We start from the raw sequence: 26,349 nt of genomic DNA, 5'->3' as shown, positions 1-26,349 counted from the left end.
GGCGGAAGAGGGACAATATGGCGACCAATATCATTCTGCTCGGCCCCCCGGGGGCCGGCAAAGGCACTCAGGCGCGGCGGCTGATCGAAGAGCGCGGTCTGGTGCAACTTTCGACCGGCGACATGCTGCGCGAGGCCCGCAGCTCGGGCACCGAGATGGGGCAGCGCGTGGCGCAGGTCATGGACCGGGGCGAGCTTGTCACCGATGAGATCGTCATCGGCCTGATCAAGGAAAAGCTGGATCAGGGCGGCAAGGGCTTCATCTTTGACGGCTTCCCGCGCACGCTGGCTCAGGCCGACGCGCTGGAAGGTCTGATGAAGGAAGAAGGTCAGGATATCGACGCCGTGATCGAGATGCGCGTCGATGACGCGGCTCTGGTCTCGCGTATTTCCGGGCGCTTCACCTGCGGCAATTGCGGCGAAGTCTATCACGACGTGACCAAGCCGACCAAGGTCGAGGGCACCTGCGATGTCTGCGGCTCGACCGATCTGCGTCGCCGCGCCGACGACAATGCCGACAGCCTCAAGACCCGGCTGATGGAATACTACAAGAAGACCTCGCCGCTGATCGGCTACTACTATGCCAAGGGGAACCTTCACCCCGTGGATGGCCTGGCCGAGATCGAGGTGGTGGCGGCCGAGGTCGCACAGGTGCTGAACGGGTCCAAGGCTTGACGAAAGCCTGCGAATCCCTTAATCCGCAGCATCTCGCATGAGAATCACCTGACTTCCAGGTGTCGGCTTCAAGACCCGAAGGCTGGGCTTTCGGGTCTTTGGTTGTGAAAAAAGGTTCCGGTGCTACGGAACCGCAACGTGAAAAGGAAAAACGCGTGGCTCGTATTGCTGGCGTCAACATTCCGACCGGGAAACGCGTCCCGATCGCCCTGACCTATATCCACGGGATCGGCCCGAAATTTGCGGACGAGATCATCTCGGCCGTAGGTATCGACGCGACCCGTCGCGTGAACGAACTCTCGGATGCCGAAGTTCTGCAGATCCGCGAATATATCGATGCCAACCTGACCGTCGAAGGCGACCTGCGCCGTGAGACGCAGATGAACATCAAGCGCCTGATGGACCTGGGTTCCTACCGTGGTCTGCGTCACCGTCGTGGCCTTCCGGTCCGCGGTCAGCGCACCCATACCAATGCTCGCACCCGCAAGGGCCCGGCGAAGCCGATCGCTGGCAAGAAGAAATAAGGGGGCTGATCAATGGCACGCGATAAAACCCGCATTAAGCGCAAGGAACGTAAAAACATCGCCACTGGTGTGGCGCATGTGAACTCGTCCTTCAACAACACCAAGATCCTGATCTCGGACGTGCAAGGCAACGCGATCTCGTGGTCGTCGGCTGGCACCATGGGCTTCAAGGGCTCGCGCAAGTCGACCCCATACGCTGCCCAGATGGCTGCTGAAGACGCTGGCAAGAAAGCCCAGGAACACGGCGTCCGTACGCTGGAAGTCGAAGTTCAGGGCCCCGGCTCGGGCCGCGAATCGGCTCTGCGCGCGCTGGCTGCCGTCGGCTTCAACATCACGGCCATCCGTGACGTTTCGCCGATCGCGCACAACGGCTGCCGCCCGCCGAAGCGTCGCCGCGTCTAATTCGGACTTGTGATGACGCGTTCCGCGCCAGGTTTTGGCGCGGAACGCGATTTTCGCATTCAACCTCGGGCGTTTCCGATCACGGTCATGGATCGGAAACAGGTATGGAGGCACACGCATGATCCACAAGAATTGGGCTGAACTGATCAAGCCGACCCAGCTTGAAATCAAGCCGGGCGCTGATTCGACCCGCGTCGCCACCGTCATCGCCGAACCGCTCGAGCGCGGCTTTGGTCTGACGCTGGGCAACGCGCTGCGTCGCGTCCTGCTGTCCTCGCTTCAGGGTGCGGCCATTACTTCGGTCCAGATCGACAACGTCCTGCACGAATTCTCGTCGGTTCCCGGCGTGCGTGAAGACGTGACCGATATCGTCCTGAACCTGAAGGGCGTGACCCTGAAGATGGAAGTCGATGCGCCCAAGCGTCTGACGCTCTCGGCCAAGGGTCCGGGCGAAGTCAAGGCTGGCGACATCCAGGAAACGGCCGGGATCTATATCCTGAACCGCGACCATGTCATCTGCCATCTGGACGACGGCGCCGAGCTGCACATGGAACTGACGGTTGCGACCGGCAAGGGCTATGTCGCCGCCGATAAAAACCGTCCCGAAGATGCGCCCATCGGTCTGATCCCGATCGACGCGATCTTCTCGCCGGTGAAACGCGTCAGCTACGAAGTCACCCCGACCCGCGAAGGTCAGGTTCTCGACTACGACAAGCTGACGATGAAAGTTGAAACCGACGGTTCGCTGACCCCGGAAGACGCCGTGGCCTATGCCGCGCGCATCGTTCAGGACCAGCTTTCGGTCTTCGTGAACTTCGAAGAGCCCGAAGCCGCGACCCGTTCGGATGCCGACGATGGTCTGGAATTCGATCCGCGCCTTCTCAAGAAGGTCGACGAGCTGGAACTGTCGGTCCGTTCGGCAAACTGCCTGAAGAACGACAACATCGTCTATATCGGCGACCTGATCCAGAAAACCGAAGCCGAGATGCTCCGCACCCCGAACTTCGGCCGCAAGTCGCTGAACGAGATCAAGGAAGTGCTCTCGGGCATGGGCCTGCATCTGGGCATGGATGTCGTCGACTGGCCGCCGGAAAACATCGAAGACGTTGCAAAACGCTTCGACGACCAGTTCTGATCGCTTTCGGGGGCGCTCGTCGCCCCCGCACGACTGGGCATTCCGCCCCAAGGAGAGCGGCCCAACGCAGGGTCGCCAGACAAAGCAAAAGACGTCATAGGAGATTATCATGCGTCACGCCCGCGGTTACCGCCGTCTGAACCGTACCCATGAGCACCGCAAGGCGCTCTTCGCCAACATGGCTGGCTCGCTGATCGAGCACGAGCAGATCAAGACGACCCTGCCGAAAGCCAAAGAACTTCGCCCGATCGTTGAAAAACTGATCACCCTGGCGAAGCGCGGCGACCTGCATGCCCGCCGTCAGGCCGATGCTCAGCTGAAGCAAGACCAGCACGTTGCGAAACTGTTCGAGATCCTCGGCGCCCGCTACAAAGACCGTCAGGGCGGCTACGTTCGCATCCTGAAAGCCGGCTTCCGTTATGGCGACATGGCCCCGATGGCGATCATCGAGCTGGTCGACCGTGACACCAGCGCCAAGGGTGCGGCTGACCGCGCTCGCCTGGAAGCCGAATCGGCTGCTGAAGAAGCATGATTTCATAACCCTTTCTTAGGGTTATCAAGAATTTATGCCCGTAACCCTTTATTGGGTTGCGGGCTTTCTGCAACATGAGCTTGCGAAATTGTCGCTGATCTCAACCGTGCGCTGAAAGCTGCCGATCTGCGAACAGTTTATCTATCTGTTTGCGATTGCAGGTAAATTCGGCTTCGGGGTCAGGGGCTGTTTGCTTGGCCTCGAGGCCCCGAAGCCTGGAAATGTTCTGGCGCTGAAAGATGGCGTAAGAAAAACACCGATTGAATGCGGGATTTGCTTGAATAGATTGACCCACATGCCAATTTCAGGCGGAACTCATAGAAATCGCAATCTGTCGAATTAGTCATGTCGTCTCGCGCGGATATCAACGCAGCACTCGCCAAGCTCAAGAAGCTTGCCCCGGCCGGCTACTTCGTCGGCCTGCACATTCGGTTTGCTGCACCCCTGATGCAGTTTCAGACCTATAACAAGGAATGGTCGCTGCGTTACGCGGAACGGGCCTATGCTTTGCGCGATCCCACGATTGCCTGGGGCTTTTCGACGACCGGCGCCTGTCGCTGGAGTGTGCTGCCCATCCCGGACCCGTTCTCGCTTCTGCAGGACGCGGCGGATCATGGGCTGAAATACGGTCTGGCCGTCGCGCATGGCCCGATCAAATCGCGCACGATTTGCTGTTTTGCCCATGACAAACGGGAATTCACGGATGACGAGATCGAGGTGATCTCGGCCACGGTTCGGCGTCTCCATGATATAACGGAGCCGCCGGAAAGCCTGACCAAGGCTCAGCAGGAGGCCCTTCGGTGTATCGCAGAAGGAGATCGGCACGCAGCGGCGGCGGCAAAACTTGGCATCACGGAGAGCGCATTCAAGGCTCGTCTCATCTCCGCGCGCGAACGTCTCATGGCGCGCACCACCGCCGAGGCGCTGCAAAGGGCCAAGGATTACCGCTTGCTGTAAAGGAAACGGTCCGCCTTTTGAACGGTTATCACCCTGGGGGCCAACACCCACCACAACCCCAGGAGATTATCAATGCAGACCACCACGCTTTCGTTCGCCAACATCCACAACCACGGCGAGCTTTTTGCAAATATCTTCCGGGCGCGGAAACAGAGCTTCATCGTCCAGAAGCGCTGGGATCTGCCCCAGACCGACGACATGGAATTCGACCAGTACGACACTCCGATGAGCCGTTGGGTCGCAATTCACGAAAGAGGCAATGTGCTGGCTGGCGTGCGTCTGACGCCGACCACGGCACGCTGTGGTATGTATTCTTACATGATCCGCGACGCGCAGCTGGATCTGCTGGGCGGTTCGATTCCGCGCAACCTGCTGGAAGACACCGCCCCGGTTGAAGCGACGACCTGGGAAGCGAGTCGGCTGTTCGTCGATCACAACACGCCGCAGCGTGACCGCCGTCGCGTCCATATGAATCTTGTCCATGAGATGACCAATTCGGCACGCGAACTGGGCGCGACCAAACTGGTCTGTCTGGTTGCGGCGACCTGGCCGCGCTGGCTGCGTCCCTGTGGACTGGATGCGCATGCAATGGGGCCAGTGATCTGGATCGATGACGGTCATTTCCAATGTGTCTCGATCAATCTCGCCACCAAGCTGCATTGATCGCATGAGCCGGCGGAGGGGGCCTTTCGCGCGCATTGCCCTCGGCGTAACATGCCCCCCGCATGGCAGATCTTTTCGATAACGCGTCCGCAAGCGACGCTCACCCGCATGAGGCTATCCGCCCTCTGGCAGACCGTATCCGGCCGGCCCGGCTGACCGATGTCGTCGGTCAGGAAAAGGTGCTTGGCCCTGATGGTCCGCTGGGCGCGATGCTGGCGGCGGGTAGCCTGTCTTCGCTGATCCTATGGGGGCCGCCGGGTGTGGGCAAGACCACCATCGCTCGGTTGCTGGCGCTGGAGACCGATCTGGCCTTTATCCAGATTTCGGCAATTTTCTCGGGCGTGCCGGAACTGCGCAAGGTCTTTGATGCCGCCCGACTGCGTCGTCAGCAGGGGCGCGGCACATTGCTGTTCGTGGATGAGATCCACCGTTTCAACAAGGCGCAGCAGGACAGCTTTCTGCCGCATATGGAAGACGGCACCATCGTTCTGGTCGGGGCCACCACCGAAAACCCCAGTTTTGAGCTGAACGCCGCGCTGCTGTCGCGCGCGCAGGTGATCGTCCTTGAGCGACTCGATCTGGCGGATCTGGAGCGCCTCGCGCAGCGGGCCGAGCAGGAATTGGGCCGCGCTCTGCCGCTGACCCCTCAGGCGCGCGACCGGCTGCTGGAAATGGCCGATGGCGATGGTCGCGCCGGTCTGAACCTGATCGAACAGGTCATGGCGTGGCGCGTGACCGGCCAGCTTGACACCGACCAGCTGTCCCAGCGCCTGATGCGGCGCGCGGCGAAATACGACAAGTCCGGGGATGAGCATTACAACCTGATCTCGGCGCTGCATAAATCGGTGCGCGGCAGCGATCCCGACGCGGCGCTTTACTGGTTCTCGCGCATGCTGGAAGGCGGCGAGGACCCGCGCTATCTGGCGCGCCGCATCACCCGCATGGCGGTCGAGGATATCGGGCTGGCCGACCCTGCTGCGCAGCGCCATTGCCTGGACGCTTGGGCGCTGTACGAGCGCCTTGGCAGCCCCGAGGGCGAACTGGCGCTGGCGCAGGCGGTGATCTATCTGGCGCTCGCGCCGAAATCGAACGCGGGCTACGCCGCCTATAAGGGCGCGCGCGATCTGGCGCGGCGCTCGGGCAGCCAGATGCCGCCTGCCCATATCCTGAACGCGCCGACCGGGCTGATGAAGGAGCAGGGCTACGGCGCGGGTTACCAATATGACCACGATGCCGAGGACGGCTTCTCGGGGCAGAACTATTTCCCCGACGGCATGAAACGTCCCGTCCTTTACCTGCCGGTCGAGCGTGGATTCGAGCGGGAACTGAAAAAGCGCGTTGAATGGTTCGCCAGCCTCCGTCAAAAGCGGCGCACAGAGGGCAAGACATGAACCATGCATTCCTTCAGGTCGCAGTTGGTGGCGCCCTGGGGTCGATGGCGCGTTACGGCGTCAACATCATGGCGGCGCGGATCAGCGCCGGTTTCCCGTTGGGAACGCTGACGGTGAATATCGTCGGCTGCTTCGTCATGGGCATTCTTGCCGCAGCCATCGCCGGGCGCGGAGGGCAGCATTATGCGCCCCTGCTGCTGACCGGGGTGCTGGGCGGCTTCACCACGTTTTCGGCCTTTGCGCTGGACACGATGGTACTGTGGGAGCGCGGCGCGGTTCTGACCGCCGCAGGCTATGTGCTGGCTTCCGTCGTGATTTCACTTCTGGCGGTCTTCGCCGGATTGGCCATGGGCCGGGGGTTATTCGTATGAGTGGTGTTCAGACCATCCGCGTCACTGCGGATGAGGGCGATCAGCGTATCGATCGCTGGTTGAAGAAGAAGTTTCCGCAGCTGACGCAGGGCGCGGTCGAAAAGATGTGCCGGACCGGGCAGCTGCGTGTCGATGGCGGGCGGGTCAAGGCCAACAGCCGGATCGAGGTGGGCCAAGAGGTGCGCGTGCCGCCGCTGCCGGATGCGGCCGCTCCGGTCGTGACCAAGCGCAACGGCATCAAGCAATCCGATGCCGAGATGATTCAGTCCTGTGTGCTGTGGCGGGATGAGCATATCATCGCGCTGAACAAGCCGCCGGGCCTGCCCTCGCAGGGTGGCTCGGGGCAGGGCGACCGGCATGTGGACGGGCTGACCGAGGCGCTGATGTTCGGCTTCAAGGACCGCCCGAAGCTGGTCCACCGGCTGGACAAGGACACCTCGGGCGTGCTGCTGCTGGCGCGGACCGACCGGGTCGCGCGCGCGCTGTCCGAAGGGTTCCGCCACCGGCTGACGCGCAAGATCTACTGGGCCGCCGTCGCTGGCGTGCCGCATCCGCGCATGGGCTCGATCAAATACGGTCTGGTCAAGGCGCCGGGTCGTGGCCGCATGGGCGAGGGCGAAAAGATGGTCGCCGTCCATCCCAGCCAAGTGGCCGAGACCGAGGGCGCCAAGCGCGCCCATACCGATTACGCCGTGCTTGAGGCGCTTGGCAGCCGCGTTTCTTGGGTCGCCATGGTCCCGGTGACCGGTCGCACCCACCAGCTGCGTGCCCATATGTCGGAAATGGGTCACCCCATTGTCGGCGACGGCAAATATGGCGGCTCGGGGCAGGAAAACCTTGGCGATGGCTGGGGCGCGCAACTGGGCGGAGAGATCAGCCGCAAGCTGCACCTGCATGCCCGCATGATCCGCTTTGAGCATCCGATCACCAAGAAGCTGATCACCATCACCGCGCCGTTGCCCGATCACATGGCCCGGACGTGGAAGACCTTTGGCTGGCATGAAAATGACGTGCCCGAAGATCCCTTCGCGGAGGAATGATGCGGCTGGTCGTCTTTGACGTCGATGGCACGCTGGTCAACAGCCAGCACGAGATCACCGAGGCGATGAACCTTGGCCTGCGCGGCGCGGGACTGCCCGAAATGGACTCGGCCGCAATCCTGTCCATCGTCGGTCTGTCCCTGCCCATCGCCGTCGCGCATCTGTTGCCCGAGGCCTCGCCCGTGCTGCATGAGCGCGTCGTCACCGGCTATCGCGACGCGTTTATCGCCTCGCGGGCGCGGGGGGTGGTGCCGCCGCTTTATCCCGGCGCGCTGGACTGTCTGGATGCGCTGTCGGCGCAGGAGGACGTGCTGCTGGGCATTGCCACCGGCAAGCCGATGCGTGGGCTGATGGCGGTGCTTGAGGCGCATGGTCTGGCGCGGCGCTTCTTTACCCGGCAGACGGCGGACGGGCACCCCTCGAAGCCGCATCCGGCGATGCTGGAAAGCGCGCTGTTCGATGCCGGGCTGGAGGCGTGGCAGGCGGTCATGGTGGGCGACACCACATTCGACATGGAAATGGCCCGCGCCGCGGGTGTGACCGGCTTTGGCGTCGACTGGGGCTATCACCCCTCGGCGGAACTGCATGGGGCAGGCGCGGCACTGGTCGCCCCCGATTATCCGACATTGACGCAGGCCCTGCTGGACTGGGTCCCGAAGGAAACGACGACATGAGCAGCGAATGGAAGGCCCGGCGATTCTGGACGGCCGCGGCAACCCGTGAAGCCGATGGCGGCTGGGAAGTCACGCTGGACGAACGCCCCGTGCGCACCCCGGGCAAGCTGCCCCTGATCCTGCCGACACCCGATCTGGCCCAGGCGATCGCCGTCGAATGGGACGCGCAGGCCGAGATCATCGATCCGAACAGCATGCCGCTGACCCGCGCCGCGAATTCCGCCGTCGAGCGCGTCACGCCGCAATTCGAAGCGGTGGCCCTGATGCTTGCCGAATATGGCGGCACAGATCTGCTGTCCTATCGCGCCGACGCGCCCGACCGACTGATCCGTGCGCAGGCCGAGGGCTGGGACCCGTTGATTGACTGGGCCGCGACCGAACTTCGCGCACCTCTGCGCATCACGCACGGAGTCCTGCCCGTGCCGCAGGATGAGTCGTCCTTGCTGAAATTGCGGGCAGAGGTCTTGGCGCTGGATGTCTTTGGCCTGACCGCGCTGCACGATCTGGTCACGCTTCCCGGCTCGTTGATCCTTGGACTGGCGGTGATCCGGGGGCGTCTGGATGCCGAATTATCGCATGCGCTTTCCCGGATTGATGAGGAATTTCAAGCAGAAAACTGGGGTCGCGACGATGAGGCCGATGAGGCCGCTGTCGCGCGACTTGAGCAGATGCTGAATGCCGAGCGTTTCTGGAAACTCAGCAGATCCGTCTGACAGCCTTTCCCTAATTCTTGACGCAGGGAACTTCATCGGCACAATGCCGCTTATGGGGGCAGTCCAATTGCCCCCTGGCTCAAACGGGCTAGCCTACGGCCCTAGCTTCCACACGGCCCGTTCAGGGTCGGAAGACCAACAGAGAGGAACCCCATGAAGAAAACTGCGCTCTTCGGTTCTGTCACCGCCCTCGCGCTTGCTGCGACCGGTGCCATGGCCGCTGAAGGCGACACGCTGAAAGAGGTTAAAGCCCGCGGCGTGCTGAACTGCGGTGTGAACACCGGCCTCGTCGGCTTTGCCGCTCCGGATGCGAATGGCAACTGGACCGGCTTTGACGTCGCTTTCTGCAAGGCTGTCGCCGCCGCCGTTCTGGGTGACGCGACCAAGGTGAAATACGTGCCGACCACCGGCCAGACCCGGTTTACCGCCCTGTCCTCGGGCGAGATCGACCTGCTGGCGCGCAACTCGACCTGGACCTTCCAGCGCGATACCGACCTGAAGCTCGATTTCATCGGCGTGAACTATTACGACGGTCAGGGCTTCATGGTTCGCAAGGATCTGGGCGTGTCCTCGGCCAAGGAGCTGGATGGCGCCACCATCTGCATCCAGACCGGCACCACGACCGAGCTGAACCTGGCCGATTACTTCAAGGCCAACAACATGACCTATCAGCCGGTCAACATCGACAGCAACGCCGAAGGCGAACAGCAATACATGGCTGCCGCCTGCGACGCCTACACGACCGACGCTTCGGGCCTTGCGGCGACGCGCGCGGCCTTTGCCGATCCCGAAAACCACATCATCCTGCCCGAGATCATCTCGAAGGAACCGCTTGGGCCGGCCGTTCGCCATGGCGACAACAACTGGGGCGATATTGCCCGCTGGACGCTTTATGCGCTGCTGGCCGCCGAGGAATATGGCGTGACCTCGGCCAATATCGACGAGCTGGCGAAATCCTCGCAGAATCCCGAGGTCCAGCGTCTTCTGGGCAGCTCGGATGACCTGGGCAAGATGCTGGGTCTGGACGCCGAATGGGCCAAGCGCGCAATCAAGGCGCAGGGCAACTACGGCGAGATCTTTGCCGCGACCATCGGCGAACAGACCCCGATCGGTCTGGCCCGCGGTCTGAACGCGCAATGGACCCAGGGCGGCCTGATGTATGCGATGCCCTTCCGGTAATCGCTGAGACCTTGGACGGGCGGGGCAAAACCCCGCCCGTTCTGCCACGCGCCGGAAAGAACACGGGCAATAGACCCGACCGCCGGCCAACAGGGGTTACAATATGGTAGACTATCCAGGCGCGGCCTCGCCGCCTTTCCGCCTGTCGATGCTGATTTACGACCGCCGTTACCGGTCCCTGACCATTCAGGCGGTCGTGTTCATCGGAGTCATGCTTCTGGCAAGCTGGCTGATCGACAACACGCTTCGCAACCTTGCCATCATGGGCAAGACACTCAGCTTCGACTTTCTTTTCAGGCGGGCGGGATATGACATTCCGCAGCAATTGATCCCCTATACCTCTGATGACACCCATCTGCGCGCGACCATTGTCGGCCTGCTGAACACGCTGCAGGTGTCGATCCTTGGCTGCATCTCGGCGACGGTGGTGGGCGTCGTGGTGGGCGTGCTGCGTCTGTCCAACAACTGGCTGATCGCGCGGCTGATGACCGTCTATGTCGAGGTCTTCCGCAACATCCCGCTGCTGCTGTGGATTTTGGTGATCCTCGCGATTTTCACCGAAACGATGCCGCCGCCCAACGCTTATCGCGGTGAGAATCCGGCGGCCAGCATGGTCATGTTCGACATGATCGCGCCGACCAACCGCTATACCGCCGTGCCCTCGATCGGCATGAGCAACCCGCCCGGCGTGATCGCGCTGGGGCGCGAGGGGATCAGCTGGGCGCTGATCGCCTATGCCGTGGTGCTGGCCGCGGCCTATGTCGCCCATCGCCTGCTGCGCAAGCGCGCCAAGCGAATTCAGGATGCAACCGGTCGGCGTCCGTCGACCCTGTGGATCTCGTTGGCGCTGTACCTGGTGCCGGTGGCACTGCTGACCTGGTATTTCGGCCTGCATCTGGTCCCGCCGGTGCTCAAGGGCTTCAACTTTGCCGAAGGCCTGAATCTGGACAACGCCTTTGTCGTGCTGTGGCTGGCGCTGACGCTTTATACCGGGGCCTTCATCGCCGAGATCGTCCGCGCCGGCATCATGTCGGTCAGCAAGGGCCAGACCGAGGCCGCCTATGCGCTGGGGCTGCGCCCGCGCCGCACCATGAGCCTGGTGGTCCTGCCCCAGGCGCTGCGGGTGATCATCCCGCCGCTGATCTCGCAATATCTGAACCTGACCAAGAACAGCTCGCTGGCCATTGCGGTCGGCTACATGGACCTGCGCGGCACGCTGGGCGGCACGACGCTGAACCAGACCGGGCGCGAGATGGAAGCCATGGTCCTGATGATGGGCATCTATCTGCTGCTGAGCCTGATCATTTCGGGCGGGATGAACGTCTTCAACAGTCGCGTCAAGCTGAAGGAGCGGTGAGATGAGCCAGACCCAATCCGTCGCCTTTGTCCGCGACAGCATGCTGCCGCCAGAGCCGCCGCCGACGCGGGCGTCCGGCGCAATCCTGTGGCTGCGCGAGAACCTGTTCTCGGGGCCGCTGAACATTGCCCTGACCCTGCTGGGTCTGGGCATCCTGTGGCTGCTGTTCAGCACGCTCTGGCCGTGGCTGTCACATTCGGTCTGGAATGCGAACAGCATGGCCGAATGCCGCCAGATCATCGCGGCGGCGCATGGACCCGACGCCTCGGGGGCCTGCTTTGCCGTGATCAAGCATCGCTGGAACCAGTTCGTCTTTGGCTTCTACCCGGTCGATCTGTACTGGCGGCCGGTTCTGGCCTTTGGTTCGCTGTTTCTGGCCCTGGCACCCGTCCTGTTCGCCGACAACCCACGCGCCCGACGCATTGTTATCGGACTTGCCGCAGTGCTGACCTTTCTGATCTCGGCGGTGCTGGGGGCGAACGGGGTCGAGCTGGGCGCGATGGCGGTGCTGCTGCTGGCCTGGGTCGCGCTGATCGAGGCCCGCCGCGACTGGGCGCTGCTGGCAACGTTGATCTATCCCTTCCTTGCGACCTGGCTGCTATGGGGTGGAACCCTGTGGGAGCCGGCAATGGTGCTGGCCGGTTTCGTCATCGGGTTCTTTGTCTGGCGGGCGCTGTCGGCCTACGGCATGTTCGCCTTTGCTGCTGCCGTTCTGGTTGCGGCGTTCTGGTGGCTGGCACTGTCGGATATCGTGGCACGCGGCATCGCCACCGTGCTGCCGATGCGGCTGACGCCGGTCACCTCGGACCAGTTCGGCGGTTTCGTCCTGTCGATCACCATCGGCGTCGCGGGCATCGCCCTGTCACTGCCTCTGGGGATCATCCTTGCACTGGCGCGGCGTTCTGATCTGCCGGTCATCAAGATGATGGCGGTGCTCTTCATCGAGTTCATCCGCGGCGTGCCGCTGATCACGCTGCTGTTCGTGGCCTCCTTGCTGCTGAACTACTTCCTGCCGCCGGGCACGAATTTCGACATCATCCTGCGGGTGATCATCATGGTGACGCTGTTCGCCTCGGCCTATATGGCCGAAGTGATCCGCGGCGGTCTGGCGGCGCTGCCCAAGGGCCAATACGAGGCCGCCGACGCGTTGGGGCTGGATTACTGGAAGGCGCAGCGGCTGGTGATTCTGCCGCAGGCGCTGAAGATCTCGATCCCCGGCATCGTCTCGACCTTCATCGGCATGTTCAAGGACACCACGCTGGTCGTCTTCGTCGGGTTGTTCGATCCGCTGAAGGCCATGTCCGACACCATCCGCGCGAGCTTCGAATGGAAGGGCGCCTATTGGGAGCCTTACATCTTTGTCGGCTCGATCTTCTTCATCCTCTGCTTCGGCATGTCGCGTTACTCCATGCATCTGGAACGCCGCCTGAAGCGCGACCACCGCTGAGGAGCATGTCATGGCCACACAAACCCAGACCCAACCGAAACTTGGCGAGACCGCGATCGAGATCGCCAAGCTGAACAAGTGGTACGGCACCTTCCATGTGCTGCGCGATATCGACCTGAATGTCAGCCGGGGTGAGCGGATCGTCATTGCCGGGCCCTCGGGATCGGGCAAATCGACGCTGATCCGCTGCATCAACCGGCTGGAGGAGCATCAGGCCGGTCGCATCATCGTCGACGGCACCGAACTGACCAATGACCTGAAGAACATCGACAAGGTGCGCTCGGAAGTCGGGATGGTGTTCCAGCATTTCAACCTGTTTCCGCATCTGACCATTCTGGAAAACTGCACGCTGGCCCCGATCTGGGTGCGCAAGGTTCCCAAGCGCGAGGCCGAGGAAACCGCGATGCATTTCCTGGAAAAGGTCAAGATTCCCGAACAGGCGCTGAAATATCCCGGCCAGTTGTCGGGCGGTCAGCAGCAGCGGGTGGCCATCGCGCGTTCGCTGTGCATGCGGCCGCGGATCATGCTGTTCGATGAGCCGACCAGTGCGCTTGACCCCGAGATGATCAAGGAGGTGTTGGATACGATGATCGAACTGGCCGAGGACGGCATGACCATGCTGTGCGTGACCCATGAGATGGGGTTCGCGCAGGCCGTGGCGCATCGCGTCATCTTTATGGATCAGGGCCAGATCGTCGAACAGAACACGCCCAAGGAGTTCTTCAACAATCCGAAATCCGAAAGAACCAAGCTGTTCCTGAGCCAAATTCTGGGTCATTGAGGCGTGGTCGGGCAGGGGGACTTCGCGTCCCCCGTCCATCGGTTCCCGATGGACTCCCCCTGCGGGATATTTCGGCAAGAAAGAAGATCGCGGTTTGCTTGCCGCGGCGGGGGGCGACGGTTTATCGTGCCGTCCGGTGACTTTGGAGGACAGGGATGAACCAGACCATTTTCCTTTTGCTGGGGGTGCTGGGCATTGCCGGGCTTGGCTCGCTTATTTCCAGCAATGACGACGACCATCCGCCAGAGGCACCTGCGGACGATCCGTTCGGCGGGCGCGAGCTGACCGAGGGGACCGAGGACGATGACACCATCGCCGCGGGTGATGGCGACGACGCCATCCAATCCTTCGAAGGGAATGACTCCGTCTCGGGCGGCGGTGGCGATGACGCGATCTGGACCGGCTATGGCGACGATACGGTCAGCGCCGATGCCGGGGATGACGAGATCTATCTGGGCTACGACGACGACGTCTATGGCGCGGTGGACCCGGGCACCGTTGCGGGCAATGACACGATTGACGGCGGTGAAGGCGATGACACGATCATCACCAATAGCGGCAATCATTCGATCACCGGCGGTGAAGGCGATGACCGGATCGAGGATCATGGCGGCACCGTCTATATCGATGGCGAGGATGGCGACGACCTGATCCTGTCGGCCGATGCCTCGGAGCCGGACGCGCAGGATACGCTGCTGGGTGGTGACGGCGACGACACCATCCATGCCGGGGCGAATGACATCGTCTCGGGCGGTGACGGTGATGACCAGATCGTCCTGCGCAGCGATGCGGGCGGTGCGACCACCATCATCTATGGCAGCTCGGACAGCATCAGCATCACCCTGCCCGCCGATTATGACGGCGAGGAGGAATACGATATGGTGCAGGATGGCGATGACGTCCAGATCGTCGTGAACGGTGAGGTTCTGGCGATCCTGAAGGATACCGTGACCGACGATGTGGACAACATCAGCTTTACCCGCGAAACCTGAGTGCTTTCATCCGGTCATGAAAAAGGGCGCGCCACTGGCGCGCCCTTTGCGTTCCGGCGAATGAGGGCTGCTCAGATCGCGGATTTCAGCGATTCCTCAAGGTAGAGTTCGCGCAGGCGGGTCGCCACCGGGCCGACCTTGGCGCCGCCGACCTTGGCGCCGTCGATTTCCACCACCGGCAGCACGAAAGCCGAGGCCGAGGTGAAGAAGGCCTCATCCGCGGATTGCGCTTCCTCGATGGTGAAGGGGCGTTCCTCGATCTTCATCTGGGCCTCGGCTGCGAAGCGCAGCAGCGAGGCGCGGGTGATGCCATGCAGAATGTCGGTCGACAGCTGGCGGGTGATGATCGTGCCGTTCTTGACGATATAGGTGTTGTTCGAGGTGCCTTCGGTCACGAAGCCGTCCTCGACCAGCCAGGCATCATCGGCACCGCGCGCCTTGGCCTCCATCTTGGCCATGGACGGGTAAAGCAGCTGCACCGTCTTGATGTCGCGGCGCGACCAGCGCAGGTCCTCAACCGAGACCACCTTGAGACCGGTCTGGGCCTGCGGGTTGGCAGCAAGGCCGGGTTTCGACTGGGTGAACAGCACCACGGTCTGGGGCGTTCCCTCGGGCGGATAGGCAAAATCGCGGTCGCCGGGATTGCCGCGGGTGACCTGCAGATAGACGATGCCTTCGACGATTTCGTTGCGCGCAACCAGTTGGCGGTGAATCTCCAGCCACTCGGCGTCGGAATGCGGATTGCCCATGCCTAGTTCGGCCAGCGAGCGGCTCAGCCGCGTCAGGTGGCCGGGAAAGTCCAGCAGCTTGCCGTCAAGGACGCTGGTGACTTCGTAGACGCCGTCGGCCATGACGAATCCACGGTCAAAGATCGAGACCTTGGCCTCGGCCTCGGGCAGGTATTCGCCATTCAGATAGACGGTGCGGGACATGTTCTTCTCCTGAGTCGTGAAGCGAGCTTGGGCGTGGTGCGCCTAAAGCGCGCAGGGGTCAAGCACCAGCCAGACAGCACTGCATTGAAGTATGAAACTGCAATGACGATCAGGAGAATGTGAAGGAATGTTCGGTATACACTGGTAGACCAGTTGACAGGCCGTAGATTCGTCGGGCACAACTGTCCGCGTGGCAGGCAGAGCTGATCAGCTTCTGAGCCACAACGGAATACCTGGGCGGCCATTCGGGGAGGCTTGGCCGCCATCAAGGGGAGGAGCGACAGGCCCTGCGGCACGCGGGGCCTGTTGTCTTTAGTGCGATCCGTTCGTCTTTTTTCAGTCCCTGTCAGGTCTTGAGAGGTCTTCTTCGCCTAAGCGGCGCGGATGTTTCAGGCGCGCACGGCGATGGGTGCCGCAGGCCGGGGAAGCCGGCTGAGCCGGGGATCAGGCGTTCGATTGCGCGGATCAAGGACCGGAATCGGCGATTCGGCGACGGCGGGAATCACCTGGGTCACGCCATTTCCAACCAGTTGCCGCTGGGCGGCCTGGGAATTCAGCAAAAGCCGCTCGGCCGCGGACATGCCGGAAACGGGCCGGGCGCTGTTCATGGGTTTACGGGTCATCACATCACTCAGTCGGCATTTTCGAAGTCCGCAGCAGGTAATGGTGAACTGATCGGTTCACAAGCCGTCTGACAGATTTTCTACCGAAAGAAGGCCGATTTCCTGTGGAAGACGTGGCGTCGCCGCCAAAAGCTGGCGCGTATAGGGGTGATCGGGGTTGTCCAGCACCCGTGCGGTCGGGCCTGATTCCACAATCTTGCCCTGCCGCATGATCAGCACCCGGTCGGTCACCTGCCGCACGACGGACAGGTCGTGGCTGATGAACAGGTAGGACAGGCCGTGCTTCACCCGCAGCCTGGCCAGCAGTTCCAGCACCTGCGCCCGCACGCGGACATCCAGCGCGGAAACGGCCTCGTCCAAAATGATCAGGCTGGGCCGGATGATCAGGGCGCGGGCCAAGGCAATGCGCTGCCGTTGCCCGCCCGAGAATTCATGCGCATAGCGCCGCATCACATCGCCGGTGATGCCGACATCGAACAGCGCCTCGGCCACGCGGTCACGCCAGTTCTTTGGGCGTCCGGTCAGATAGAAGGGCTCGGCCACCAGCTTTTCCACCCGCCAGCGCGGATCGAAACTGCCGAACGGGTCCTGAAACACCACCTGCATCCGCGCCCGAAGCGCATCGGGCATCCGCCATCCGGCGTGGACCTGTTGTCCCGCCAGCCGGATCTGGCCGCCCTGGATCGGGTCAAGGCCAAGGATGGCGCGGGTCAGCGTAGACTTGCCGCAGCCGGATTCGCCGACCAGCCCGACGGATTCATGCTCTTGGATGGTCAGGCTGACATGATCGACGGCCAGCAGCCGCTGTTCGCCCGGACCGCTATCGGGTCGCACCGCGGGATAGCTGCGCGAGACCTGTTCCACCTGAAGCAGCGGTGCCGCATCGGGACGGGTCAGCACCAGCCGCGGCTGATGCTTGGCAGCCTTGAGCAACTCGCGCGTATAGGCGTGGCGGGGGTTGTGGAATATCTGGCTAGCAGGCGCGCTTTCGACAATGGTGCCGCGCTGCATCACCGCGACCTCATCCGCCAGACCCGCCACCACCGCCAGATCATGGGTGATCAGCAGCAGCGACATACCCTCGTCGCGGACCAGCCCGGCCAGCAGATCAAGGATCTGCTTCTGCGTGGTCACGTCCAACGCGGTGGTCGGCTCATCCGCGATCAGCAACTCGGGACGCTCGGTAATGGCCAAGGCAATGGCCACACGCTGGCGCTGCCCGCCGGATAGCTGATGCGGATAAAGCGTCAGCGGAAAGCGCGATGCGGGCAAGCCGACGCGATCAAGGCGTTCGCGCGCCCGTTCCAGTGCCTGATCGCGGGGCAGGCCCTGATGCAGCAGCAGGGCCTCGGCCACCTGATCGCCGATGGTCATCAGTGGGTTCAGCGCGGTCATCGGCTCTTGAAAGACCATGGCGATGCGCTTGCCGCGAATACGGCACAACTCGCGCTCGGGCAGGGGCAGGATGTCCTCGCCATCCAGTTCGATGCGGCCCTGTGTCCGCATGCCGGGGGGCAGCAGTCCGATGAGAGCAAGCCCCGTCAACGACTTGCCCGAGCCGCTTTCCCCCACCAGCGCGGTGATCCTGCCGGGGGCCAGCCGCAGGTTCACGCGGTTCAGCAGCATGGTCTGGCCCAGCGTCACGCCCAGATCAAAGGTCTCGATCATCGCGAACCGCGCAATCTGGGGTCCAGCGCATCGCGCAGCCCGTCACCCAACAGGTTCAGTCCCAGCACCGTCAGCACGATGGCAAGGCCGGGCACGATGGCGACATGCGGCGCCAGTGAGATCATGGTCTGCGCCTCGGCCAGCATGCGGCCCCAGCTGGGGGTAGGGGGCTGCGCGCCAAGGCCGACATAGGACAGCCCGGCCTCGGCCAGAATGCCAAGGCTGAACTGGATCGTCCCCTGGACGATCAGGATATTGGCGATATTGGGCAGGATATGCTGCAGGCTGATCCGCGCCGCGCCCTTGCCGGCGACCCGGGCCGCGCGGATGTAGTCCAGCGTCCAGATCGGCAGGGCCGAGCCGCGGGTGATCCGGGCAAAGACCGGGATGTTGAAGATGCCGATGGCAATGATCGCATTCACCGCCGATGGCCCGAATGCCGCCGTGATCAGGATGGCGATGACAAGGCTGGGAAAGGCAAAGATCAGGTCGTTGCCGCGCATGATGATCTCATCCAGCCAGCTGCGCTGAAACGCCGCCGCGATCAGCCCCAGCGGCACGCCCAGCCCCATGCCGATGCCGACCGCGACCAGCGCCACCGCGATCGAGGTGCGCGCGCCCACCATGATCATCGACAGCATGTCGCGGCCCAGCTGGTCGGTGCCCAGCCAATGTTCGCCCGAGGGCGGCAGCAGCTTGTCGGCAATCGCCAGCTGCGTGACATCGCCCGGCGTCCACAGAAAGGACAGGCCCGCGGCCAGCACCGCAAGGCCGGTCAGCAAAAGCCCCAGCGCCAGTGACAGCCTCATTTCAGCCGCAGCCTCGGGTCGATGGCGGCATAGGCCAGATCGACCAGAAAGGTCACAAGGATCACCGCTGCGACCAGAACCAGTACCGCGCCCTGCACCACGATCAGATCGCGCTGGGTGATGGCCTGAAAGATCAGCCGCCCCAGGCCGGGCAGGTAGAAGACGTTCTCGATGATGATGGCTCCGGCCAGAAGGAACGAAAACTGCATGCCAAGGATGGTGACGACCGGGATCAGCGCATTGCGCAGCGCGTGCAGCCGCAGTGCCTGTCCACGGCTCAGGCCCTTGGCGCGGGCGGTGCGGATGTAGTCCTGCCCCAAGGTCTCGACCAAGGCCGAGCGCAGCACGCGCGCAAGGATCGCGGCTTGTGGCAAGGCCAACGCCACCGCCGGTAGAATCAGCGATTTCAGCGCGGCCAAGGGATTTCCCCAGCCCGGAAAGCCGCCTGCAGGCAGCCAGCGCAGCCGCACCGCGAACAGCAGCACCAGCAGCATCGCGAACCAGAAATTCGGCAGCGAGATCCCGATCTGCGCCGCGCCCATGACCAGCGTATCCCCGGCGCGGCCATTGCGGGCTGCAGCAAACATGCCGATGGGCAGCGCGATTGCGACCGACAACATCAGCGCCATCAGCGCCAGGGGCAGCGACACCTGCAATCGGTCAAGGATCAGCGCCGCGACCGGGGTCTTGTAGGTGAAGCTTTGCCCCAGATCCCCGGTCAGGGCCGCGCCGATCCAATGGGCGTAGCGCAGGGCCACGGGCTGATCCAGACCCATCTGCTGGCGCAGCGCCGCCACGGTTTCCGGCTGTGCGCCAGTGCCCAGCATGTAGCTGGCCGGGTCGCCCGGAACCAGTTCCACCACCATGAAAATCGCCACCGAGGCCACAGCAAGGCTGAGGCCAAGCACGATCAGGCGGTGAAGCAAGTAGCGTTGCATGCATGCCAAGCTAAACGCCCGCCAGCATTCGGTAAAGCCATTGCTGACAACGACTTGCAGCGGATCAGGGTAATTCCAGTTTGCCGATCAGCGGCAGGTCGTCACTGGAATCCACGGAATGGCGTTCGATCATGCGATGCACGACCGGAGGTTTGTCGCCGGAATGCAGGCGGTGCAATTCCTCATAGGTCTCGAAATCGGCCTTGGTGCGACGCAGGTTGTGGCGGACATATTCGTCCCAGGTCGCGATATGGTAGCTTTCCGACCACAATTCGGGATGCTCCAGATCGCGCAGCAGCGCCCAGTTGCGCGCGCCGTCGCGGCGGCGGATGTCGCGCCGCTTGGCCATCAGGCGCAGGAATTCGGGCACGTCCTTCTGCGCGATCTGATAATCGATCAGCACCATGATCGGACCCGAGCGCCCGCGCAGGTCCAGCCGCAGTTCCGGCTCGCGGAAGCGGTTCACCGGATCCAGATCGACCGTGCCGAATTCCGGCGCACTGAACCAGTGTCCGACCAGCGCGCCAAGGATCAGGGGCAAGGCCGCGCAGGCCAGCGCCGTATGGATACCTTGGCTTGATGCGATCATGCCCCAGATCCAGCTGCCCGCCGCCATGCCGCCGAAAGTCGCGGTCTGGTACAGGGCCAAGGCCCGCGCCACCACCCAGCGCGGTGTCGACAGTTGCACCGTCACGTTGAACAGCGACAGCGCCAGTACCCAGCTGGCACCGGCGGGCAGCATGGCCAGCGCATGCAGCCAGACCCCGTCGGTAAAGGCCAGCACCAGCGCCGCCCCGGCGAATCCCAGAAACGCCAGCCGGACGATTTTTTCATTACTCATCCGCTCGCGGATGCGCGGGTTGACCACCGCGCCGCAGATCGCGCCCAGCCCGTAGCAGCCCAGCAGCAGCCCGAACAGCATCGAGCCGCCCTCGGGCTGGGCCTTGGCCACCAGCGGCAGCAGCGCCAGAATCGAGATGGCGGAAAAGCCGAACAGGGCGCCTCGCGACAGCACCCGCACCAGATTGGGAGACAGCAGCACATAGCGCAGTCCCGCGCCCACGGCCGAGACGAAGGGCTCGCGCGTGGTCAGACGCTCGGGGGTTCTGGGATGCCAGCTTAGCAGCGCGCCCAGCAGCGGAATGTAGCTGGCCGCATTGACGGCAAAGGCCGCGGCCGCGCCGAACGCCGCCGTGATGATGCCGCCGACCGCCGGGCCGACACTGCGCATCAGGTTGAAGCCGACCGAGTTCATCGTCACCGCCGCCGGCAGATCCTCGCGCGGGACCAGATCGCCCATGCTGGCCTGCCAGGGCGGGTTGTAGATCGCCTGACCGACGCCGATCAGGAAGGTCAGCGACAGCAACAACAGCGGCGTCATCCAGCCCTGCCATGTCAGCACCGCCAGCAGCAGCGACATGATGGCCATGAAGATCTGCGCCCCCAGCAGCAGCGTGCGGCGGTCCAGATTGTCGGCCAGCGCCCCCGAGGCCAGGGCGAACAGCATGATCGGCAGCGTGTTCGAGGCCTGCACCAGCGCGATCAACGTGGCCGAGTCGGTCAGCTGCGTCATCATCCACGCTGCGCCTACCGATTGCACCAGCCCCCCGAAATTCGAGATCAGCGTTGCCGACCAGAGCAGGCGGAAATCCTTGTGGCGGAACGGGGCGAAGGCGCTTTGTCTTGGCTTGGCGGGCATGCTGAGGGACCTCTGCTTCGGCCTTACCTTAGCAAAGCGCGGGCGGGCGGCAACCGCTGCCCGATTCCCCTGCCATCTTGGGCACATCTTCCGGCTTATTCAGATATTCGCGAAGATTTCACGTCATCAACGTCAATCTAGCGAAGAAAATTGCGACAGCCTGCTGCAAAGCGCCGCAGATCGGGAATTCATTTCCTCGACTCGGCGTATCTTTTCATCAATCCCTTCTGAAAGGCGCGCGCAGATGAAAGTTATCGTTCTGGGAGCAGGTGTGATCGGCGTCACCTCGGCCTGGTATCTGGCGAAAGCCGGGCATGAGGTGACGGTCATCGACCGCCAGCCCGGCCCCGCACTGGAAACCAGCTATGCCAATGCCGGCGAGATCTCGCCCGGTTATTCGTCGCCCTGGGCCGCGCCGGGCATTCCGCTGAAGGCGATGAAATGGATGTTCCAGCGTCACGCGCCGCTGGTCCTGCAACCGCGTCTGGACATGCACCGTCTGGGCTGGCTGGCGCAGATGCTGGCCAATTGCACCAGCGCTGCCTATGCCTTGAACAAAAGCCGCATGGTCCGCATCGCCGAATACAGCCGCGACTGCCTTGGCGATCTGCGCGCCGAGACAGGCATCCATTACGACGAGCGCACTCAGGGCACGCTGCAGGTCTTCCGCAAGCAGGAACAAATGGACGGCGCGGGCAAGGATATCGAGGTGCTGCGCGCTGATGGCGTGCCCTTCGAGGTTCTGGACCGCGCGGGCTGCATCGCGGCCGAGCCGGGTCTGGCGAAATCCGCCGACATGATCGTCGGTGGTCTGCGCCTGCCGGGCGACGAGACGGGCGATTGCTTCAAATTCACCAACAATCTGTCGGACATGGCGGCGGCTTTGGGCGTCACCTTCCGCTGGGGCGTCACCATCGAAGAGCTTGAGGCCGAGGGCGGCCGCATCAGCGCCGTGCGCACCGATCAGGGCCGCATGACCGCCGATCGTTATGTGCTGGCGATGGGTCCGCATTCGCCGCTGATGGTCCGCCATCTGGGCCTGAAACTGCCGATCTATCCGCTGAAAGGCTATTCGCTGACCATCCCGATCGAGGATGAAAGCCTCGCCCCGGTTTCGACCGTGATGGATGAAACCTACAAGGTCGCGATCACCCGTCTGGGCGACCGCATCCGCGTTGGCGGTCTGGCCGAAATCGCCGGCTATGATCTGAGCCTGAACGACCGCCGCCGCGCCACGCTGACGAAATCGGTCACCGACCTGTTTGGCGGCTCGGGCGATCCGGCCAAGGCCGAGTTCTGGACCGGCCTGCGCCCGATGACGCCGGACGGGACGCCGATCGTCGGCGCGACGCCGATTGCGAACCTGTTCCTGAACACCGGCCACGGCACGTTGGGCTGGACCATGTCAGCGGGTTCGGGGCGGCTGCTGGCGGATCTGATCTCGGGGCGCAAGCCGGATATCGAATTTGCCGATCTGGGCTATGCGCGCTACCAGAAAGGCGCCAAGGCCCAGCTGGGCAAGGCGATGCAGCCCGCGCGGGCCTGAACAACCGGAACCGACGAAATGCGAAAAGGGGGCCATGTGGCCCCCTTTTTCACACGCTCCAGCGCGTTTTTCGCTGAAGCCGGGCTGAGACTGCACGAGGAGACTTGTGCAGTTCAGCCCGGCCCGCTTGGCCGGCAAATGCCGACCCTTCCCGACGGCCCCGCGGTGCGGGGCGACACGACTTACTTCGTCGATCGTTAACTGCCACCCTTTCCGGTTCGAACAGGCTCGAACCGGTTCAGGCGGCCACATCGTCGGCTGACGACGGGAAACTCTTGTCCCCTTGACGGGGGCTGCGCCCTCAGGCGCGTTTGATCAGCCTTAGGATCAACAGCAGGATCACTGCCCCGATGGTCGAGGAAATGATCGAGCCCAGAACCGGGCTGGTGGTACCGAATCCGAATGCGGGGAACAGGAAGCCGGCGATCAATGCGCCGACGATGCCGACGATGATGTTCGTCAGCACGCCCTGTCCGTGTCCCTTGACGATCATACTGGCGAGCCAACCGGCAATCGCCCCGATGATCAGGGTGATGATGAGTGAGGTAACTGTCATGTCCTGCTCCCTCGTTTCAGACCCGCAGTCGGACATTCCGGCCGCAGATCGCGCATTCAACACGCAATTTCGTCTGCGGTTCCCGTGGGATGCAGGAATTTTTTCGAAACGTCGCGTTTTCAGCGAAACAGCAACAGTGGTTAACCGAAAAAGCGGCTCGCGCAGGGTTGCACTTGACGGCTGGCGGGGTCAGACGACTGTTGTAGACATAAGACTCGAATCCGCTCTGCTCGGCGATTCCTGTTTTCCTATGTCTTTTTTGCTGCCACCGGCCGCGCCCTTGTCGCGCAGCCGAGTAAAGAAGGGAAAGCCCGATGCGACTAGCCTCGCTGATGCTGGCGATGGGACTGGGCCTTGCGGCCTGTGCGCCCACGCAGACCACGACACCAACCCGGTCCTCTGTGGCCAGTGGCGTTTATGGTGCCCGTACCGATTCCGGACCCAACGGACAGCCGATCGAGATACACGCCGTCCGCAACGCCTACCTGACCGACCGCAACACCCGTCAACGCGTCGCCTATAATGGGTCCGAGGCGCCGGGCACGATCGTCGTCGATCCCTATGCGCGCTACCTTTACCACGTCATCGCGCCGGGCGAGGCGATGCGCTACGGTGTCGCCGTCGGCAAGGCCGGCAAGAACTTCGCAGGCGGGGCAACGATCGGCCGCAAGCAGGCATGGCCCAGCTGGACGCCAACCTCGAACATGGTGCGCACCATGCCCGACCTGTATGGCCCGCTGAAAAACGGCCTGCCGGGTGGCATCGACAACCCGCTGGGGTCGCGCGCCTTCTACCTGTATCAGGGTGGCCGTGACACGATGTATCGCATCCACGGCACGATGGACCCCTCGTCCATCGGCAAGGCGACCTCGGCCGGCTGTATCCGCATGTTCAACCAGGACGTGATGGACCTGTTCGGCGAGATCCCTTCGGGCACCCGCGTCAAGGTGCGCTCGCACGGGGAAAGCGTCGCGCTGGAAGGCCAGCTTGTGCAGACGCCGGACGGCTATCTTGTGCCCGCCGCACAGACCACGACCGCGACGGCTGCCCCCTAAGGGCTGCTTTGGCCGTAATCCGGCCACAATACGCCCACGAAATGCACCTCGGTCGCAAGGCCGGGGTGTTTTTTCTGGAGCGGATTCCCGTGGCATGGCAGATTCATCGCATGACCTGCCACGAGGACGTTTGAATGGCCGTGAATGCCCAAGAAAAACCCGCAGCCCCGGCCAATCCCGAGGCGCCGAACGAGCAGACCCGACCTGATGCGCTGAAACTTCTGGACGATGCCGCACTGGCCGCGCTGATGAAGGAATTGCGTGGGGTGAAAGCCGCCGCGACCGAGGCTGCCGTCAGGAAAGAGCTGGCGCAGGCGCTGCACCGCGCTTCCGAGGAGAAGCTGGCGCGGATGGCCCGCCCGAAAAAGGACAAGCGGGCCAAACCCGCCAAGGTGGTCGAGCCTGCGGCAGAAGGTGACGAAGCCCCGGCCAAGCCCGCCCACGCTGAAAAACCCGCCCGTGCCGAGAAGCCGGTGAAGCCCGCAAAGCCGACCAAGGCCGACAAGCTGGAGGAGCGCCGCCTCAAGCTGGAGGAAAAGGCCGCCAAGCTTGAGGACAAGCGCCGCAAGCTGGCCGAAAAGGCCGAAAAGATCCGCGTGAAGGAAGCCGAGAGGGCCGAGCGCAAGTCTACGCCTGCTGGAAAGGTGGGCGGAAAGGCCGCGGCTCAGGCCTGAGATCCGTCCCAGCCCGCGGTTTTCATCGGGCCGGGTTCCTGCTAACTGAAGGCCGCGCCACAGTGCAGCCGTTGTGAGTAACTCATGCGTTTTCTGGTCATCGCCCTTATTGCCGCCTTTTCAGCCGCCCAGGTCGGGGCCTATGAGGCCGTGGACGCGGTGAACGGGACGCCTGCACCACAGGTCTCCTCGCCGAAAAGCCGCTGCACGGATGACGGGCGCTACTGCATCTCGGTCGCGAATTACGTGCCCGATGTCTGTTCTGCAATTGAGCGCGCGGCGGGGCATAACGGCATCGATCCGCATTTCTTTGCCCGGCTTCTGTGGAAGGAAAGCCTGTTCGAGCCCGGTGCGATCAGTCCGGTCGGCGCGCAGGGCATCGCCCAGTTCATGCCGGGCACCGCCGAGATGGTTGGGCTGGACGATCCGTTCAATCCGGCCAAGGCGATTGCCGCCTCGGCCCGCTATCTGCGCAGCCTGACCGACGGTTTCGGCAATATCGGGTTGGCAGCGGTCGCCTATAACGGCGGCGAAAACCGCGCCTCGCGCTATGTCTCGAATGGCGGTGGCCTGCCCTGGGAGACGCAGGATTACGTGCAGGCGATCACGGGGATGACTGCCGCCGTCTGGCGCGACAGCCCGCCCAAGGAGATGGACCTGCGGCTGGACAAGCAGCGCCCGTTCCTGCCCGCCTGCATCGATCTGGCCGCCAGCCGCAAGCTGCGCGAGTTCAAGACGCCCGAGCGTGTCTGGCCCTGGGGCGTGATCGTTGCCACCCATCCCAGCCAGTCCGGAGTCAACAGCCAGGTCTCGCGTCTGAACAAGACCCTGCGCCCGATCCTTGGCGGCAAGCGGATCAGCTATGTGCGGCGCAAGATCTCGGGTGGGCCGCGTAGGGTCTATACCGCGCAGATCGGCTATTCCTCGCGGACCGAGGCCTATGCCTTCTGCTCGCGCCTGCGCAGTTTCGGCGGGCGCTGCATCGTGCTGAAGAACTGAACGGGCACCGCCCGGGGG

General features: G+C 63.2%; 28 protein-coding genes. 21 read left to right on the top strand and 7 right to left on the bottom strand.

Going from position 1 to position 26,349, the window contains the following annotated elements; genetic code table 11:
- Nucleotides 1-17: 17 nt before the first annotated feature.
- The 17 genes from GL300_RS06155 to GL300_RS06075 all read left to right on the top strand — a co-directional run bounded on the left by GL300_RS06155 (nucleotide 18) and on the right by GL300_RS06075 (nucleotide 14,832).
- Nucleotides 18-674 (top strand): adenylate kinase, encoded by a 657-nt coding sequence (locus GL300_RS06155; protein WP_155038727.1) that lies wholly within the window; start codon nucleotides 18-20, stop codon nucleotides 672-674.
- Between the two features lie 155 nt (nucleotides 675-829).
- Nucleotides 830-1,198, top strand: coding sequence for a 30S ribosomal protein S13 (rpsM, locus tag GL300_RS06150; RefSeq protein WP_192336070.1), 369 nt, complete (start codon nucleotides 830-832; stop codon nucleotides 1,196-1,198).
- Nucleotides 1,199-1,210: 12 nt separating this feature from the next.
- Entirely contained in the window at nucleotides 1,211-1,600 is a 390-nt protein-coding gene (rpsK, locus tag GL300_RS06145) for a 30S ribosomal protein S11 (protein WP_155038725.1), read from the top strand.
- Between the two features lie 118 nt (nucleotides 1,601-1,718).
- Nucleotides 1,719-2,735, top strand: a complete 1,017-nt coding sequence (locus GL300_RS06140) for a DNA-directed RNA polymerase subunit alpha (protein ID WP_155038723.1) — start codon at nucleotides 1,719-1,721, stop codon at nucleotides 2,733-2,735.
- Nucleotides 2,736-2,844: 109 nt separating this feature from the next.
- Nucleotides 2,845-3,267: a 50S ribosomal protein L17 gene (gene rplQ, locus GL300_RS06135; protein WP_155038722.1), complete on the top strand. Its 423-nt coding sequence runs from the start codon at nucleotides 2,845-2,847 to the stop codon at nucleotides 3,265-3,267.
- 345 nt (nucleotides 3,268-3,612) lie between these two features.
- Nucleotides 3,613-4,224, top strand: a complete 612-nt coding sequence (locus GL300_RS06130) for an autoinducer binding domain-containing protein (protein WP_155038721.1) — start codon at nucleotides 3,613-3,615, stop codon at nucleotides 4,222-4,224.
- A 72-nt stretch (nucleotides 4,225-4,296) separates the two neighbouring features.
- Entirely contained in the window at nucleotides 4,297-4,887 is a 591-nt protein-coding gene (locus tag GL300_RS06125; protein WP_155038720.1) for an acyl-homoserine-lactone synthase, read from the top strand.
- A gap of 62 nt (nucleotides 4,888-4,949) precedes the next feature.
- Nucleotides 4,950-6,278: a replication-associated recombination protein A gene (locus tag GL300_RS06120; RefSeq protein ID WP_155038719.1), complete on the top strand. Its 1,329-nt coding sequence runs from the start codon at nucleotides 4,950-4,952 to the stop codon at nucleotides 6,276-6,278.
- The gene (gene crcB, locus GL300_RS06115; protein ID WP_155038717.1) at nucleotides 6,275-6,649 is read left to right on the top strand and encodes a fluoride efflux transporter CrcB; all 375 of its coding nucleotides are present in this window, start codon (nucleotides 6,275-6,277) and stop codon (nucleotides 6,647-6,649) included. The genes GL300_RS06120 and crcB overlap by 4 nt, the downstream gene beginning before the upstream one ends.
- Nucleotides 6,646-7,689, top strand: coding sequence for an RluA family pseudouridine synthase (locus tag GL300_RS06110; RefSeq protein WP_155038716.1), 1,044 nt, complete (start codon nucleotides 6,646-6,648; stop codon nucleotides 7,687-7,689). Before crcB ends, GL300_RS06110 begins: the two co-directional genes overlap by 4 nt.
- Nucleotides 7,689-8,363, top strand: a complete 675-nt coding sequence (locus GL300_RS06105; protein ID WP_155038715.1) for an HAD-IA family hydrolase — start codon at nucleotides 7,689-7,691, stop codon at nucleotides 8,361-8,363. The genes GL300_RS06110 and GL300_RS06105 overlap by 1 nt, the downstream gene beginning before the upstream one ends.
- The gene (locus tag GL300_RS06100) at nucleotides 8,360-9,076 is read left to right on the top strand and encodes an ATP12 family chaperone protein (RefSeq protein ID WP_155038714.1); all 717 of its coding nucleotides are present in this window, start codon (nucleotides 8,360-8,362) and stop codon (nucleotides 9,074-9,076) included. The genes GL300_RS06105 and GL300_RS06100 overlap by 4 nt, the downstream gene beginning before the upstream one ends.
- 153 nt (nucleotides 9,077-9,229) lie before the next feature.
- Nucleotides 9,230-10,255, top strand: a complete 1,026-nt coding sequence (locus tag GL300_RS06095; protein ID WP_155038713.1) for an amino acid ABC transporter substrate-binding protein — start codon at nucleotides 9,230-9,232, stop codon at nucleotides 10,253-10,255.
- Between the two features lie 103 nt (nucleotides 10,256-10,358).
- Nucleotides 10,359-11,612, top strand: a complete 1,254-nt coding sequence (locus GL300_RS06090; RefSeq protein ID WP_155038712.1) for an amino acid ABC transporter permease — start codon at nucleotides 10,359-10,361, stop codon at nucleotides 11,610-11,612.
- A 1-nt stretch (nucleotide 11,613) separates the two neighbouring features.
- Entirely contained in the window at nucleotides 11,614-13,059 is a 1,446-nt protein-coding gene (locus GL300_RS06085; RefSeq protein ID WP_155038711.1) for an amino acid ABC transporter permease, read from the top strand.
- A gap of 10 nt (nucleotides 13,060-13,069) precedes the next feature.
- Nucleotides 13,070-13,840, top strand: a complete 771-nt coding sequence (locus GL300_RS06080) for an amino acid ABC transporter ATP-binding protein (protein ID WP_155038710.1) — start codon at nucleotides 13,070-13,072, stop codon at nucleotides 13,838-13,840.
- A gap of 155 nt (nucleotides 13,841-13,995) precedes the next feature.
- A complete protein-coding gene (locus tag GL300_RS06075) occupies nucleotides 13,996-14,832 on the top strand; it encodes a calcium-binding protein (protein WP_155038709.1) in 837 nt (278 codons plus the stop codon).
- A gap of 71 nt (nucleotides 14,833-14,903) precedes the next feature.
- Here GL300_RS06075 and GL300_RS06070 read toward each other — a convergent pair whose 3' ends face one another.
- The 6 genes from GL300_RS06070 to GL300_RS06045 form a co-directional block, all read right to left on the bottom strand.
- Complete coding sequence (locus GL300_RS06070) at nucleotides 14,904-15,764, bottom strand: D-amino-acid transaminase (protein WP_155038708.1); 861 nt, start codon at nucleotides 15,762-15,764, stop codon at nucleotides 14,904-14,906.
- Between the two features lie 389 nt (nucleotides 15,765-16,153).
- A complete protein-coding gene (locus tag GL300_RS06065; RefSeq protein ID WP_170297614.1) occupies nucleotides 16,154-16,372 on the bottom strand; it encodes a hypothetical protein in 219 nt (72 codons plus the stop codon).
- A 72-nt stretch (nucleotides 16,373-16,444) separates the two neighbouring features.
- Nucleotides 16,445-18,055, bottom strand: coding sequence for an ABC transporter ATP-binding protein (locus tag GL300_RS06060; RefSeq protein ID WP_155038704.1), 1,611 nt, complete (start codon nucleotides 18,053-18,055; stop codon nucleotides 16,445-16,447).
- Entirely contained in the window at nucleotides 18,052-18,864 is an 813-nt protein-coding gene (locus tag GL300_RS06055; protein ID WP_155038703.1) for an ABC transporter permease, read from the bottom strand. Before GL300_RS06055 ends, GL300_RS06060 begins: the two co-directional genes overlap by 4 nt.
- Complete coding sequence (locus GL300_RS06050; RefSeq protein WP_155038702.1) at nucleotides 18,861-19,802, bottom strand: ABC transporter permease; 942 nt, start codon at nucleotides 19,800-19,802, stop codon at nucleotides 18,861-18,863. The genes GL300_RS06055 and GL300_RS06050 overlap by 4 nt, the downstream gene beginning before the upstream one ends.
- A 64-nt stretch (nucleotides 19,803-19,866) precedes the next feature.
- Nucleotides 19,867-21,501: an MFS transporter gene (locus GL300_RS06045; protein WP_155038701.1), complete on the bottom strand. Its 1,635-nt coding sequence runs from the start codon at nucleotides 21,499-21,501 to the stop codon at nucleotides 19,867-19,869.
- Between GL300_RS06045 and GL300_RS06040 the strand changes: the two genes are divergently transcribed.
- Nucleotides 21,500-23,047 (top strand): D-amino acid dehydrogenase, encoded by a 1,548-nt coding sequence (locus tag GL300_RS06040; RefSeq protein WP_343042908.1) that lies wholly within the window; start codon nucleotides 21,500-21,502, stop codon nucleotides 23,045-23,047. The two genes, GL300_RS06045 and GL300_RS06040, sit on opposite strands and share 2 nt — an antisense overlap.
- A gap of 301 nt (nucleotides 23,048-23,348) precedes the next feature.
- On the opposite strand, the gene GL300_RS06035 is transcribed toward GL300_RS06040, so the two are convergent.
- Complete coding sequence (locus tag GL300_RS06035; RefSeq protein ID WP_155038699.1) at nucleotides 23,349-23,603, bottom strand: GlsB/YeaQ/YmgE family stress response membrane protein; 255 nt, start codon at nucleotides 23,601-23,603, stop codon at nucleotides 23,349-23,351.
- 314 nt (nucleotides 23,604-23,917) lie between these two features.
- On the opposite strand from GL300_RS06035, the gene GL300_RS06030 reads away from it, so the two are divergent.
- From GL300_RS06030 to GL300_RS06020, 3 genes are all read left to right on the top strand, one after another.
- Nucleotides 23,918-24,658, top strand: coding sequence for a L,D-transpeptidase (locus GL300_RS06030; RefSeq protein ID WP_155038698.1), 741 nt, complete (start codon nucleotides 23,918-23,920; stop codon nucleotides 24,656-24,658).
- A 134-nt stretch (nucleotides 24,659-24,792) separates the two neighbouring features.
- The gene (locus GL300_RS06025) at nucleotides 24,793-25,332 is read left to right on the top strand and encodes a hypothetical protein (RefSeq protein WP_155038697.1); all 540 of its coding nucleotides are present in this window, start codon (nucleotides 24,793-24,795) and stop codon (nucleotides 25,330-25,332) included.
- A gap of 84 nt (nucleotides 25,333-25,416) precedes the next feature.
- Complete coding sequence (locus GL300_RS06020; RefSeq protein ID WP_155038696.1) at nucleotides 25,417-26,331, top strand: lytic transglycosylase domain-containing protein; 915 nt, start codon at nucleotides 25,417-25,419, stop codon at nucleotides 26,329-26,331.
- The last annotated feature ends 18 nt before the right edge of the window (nucleotides 26,332-26,349 follow it).

Origin of the sequence: Paracoccus litorisediminis, from assembly GCF_009711205.1 — a bacterium.
GTDB classification, from domain to species: Bacteria; Pseudomonadota; Alphaproteobacteria; order Rhodobacterales; family Rhodobacteraceae; genus Paracoccus; species Paracoccus litorisediminis.
Note: the sequence above shows the minus strand (reverse complement) of the source record. Positions and strands in the feature narration are given on the sequence as shown.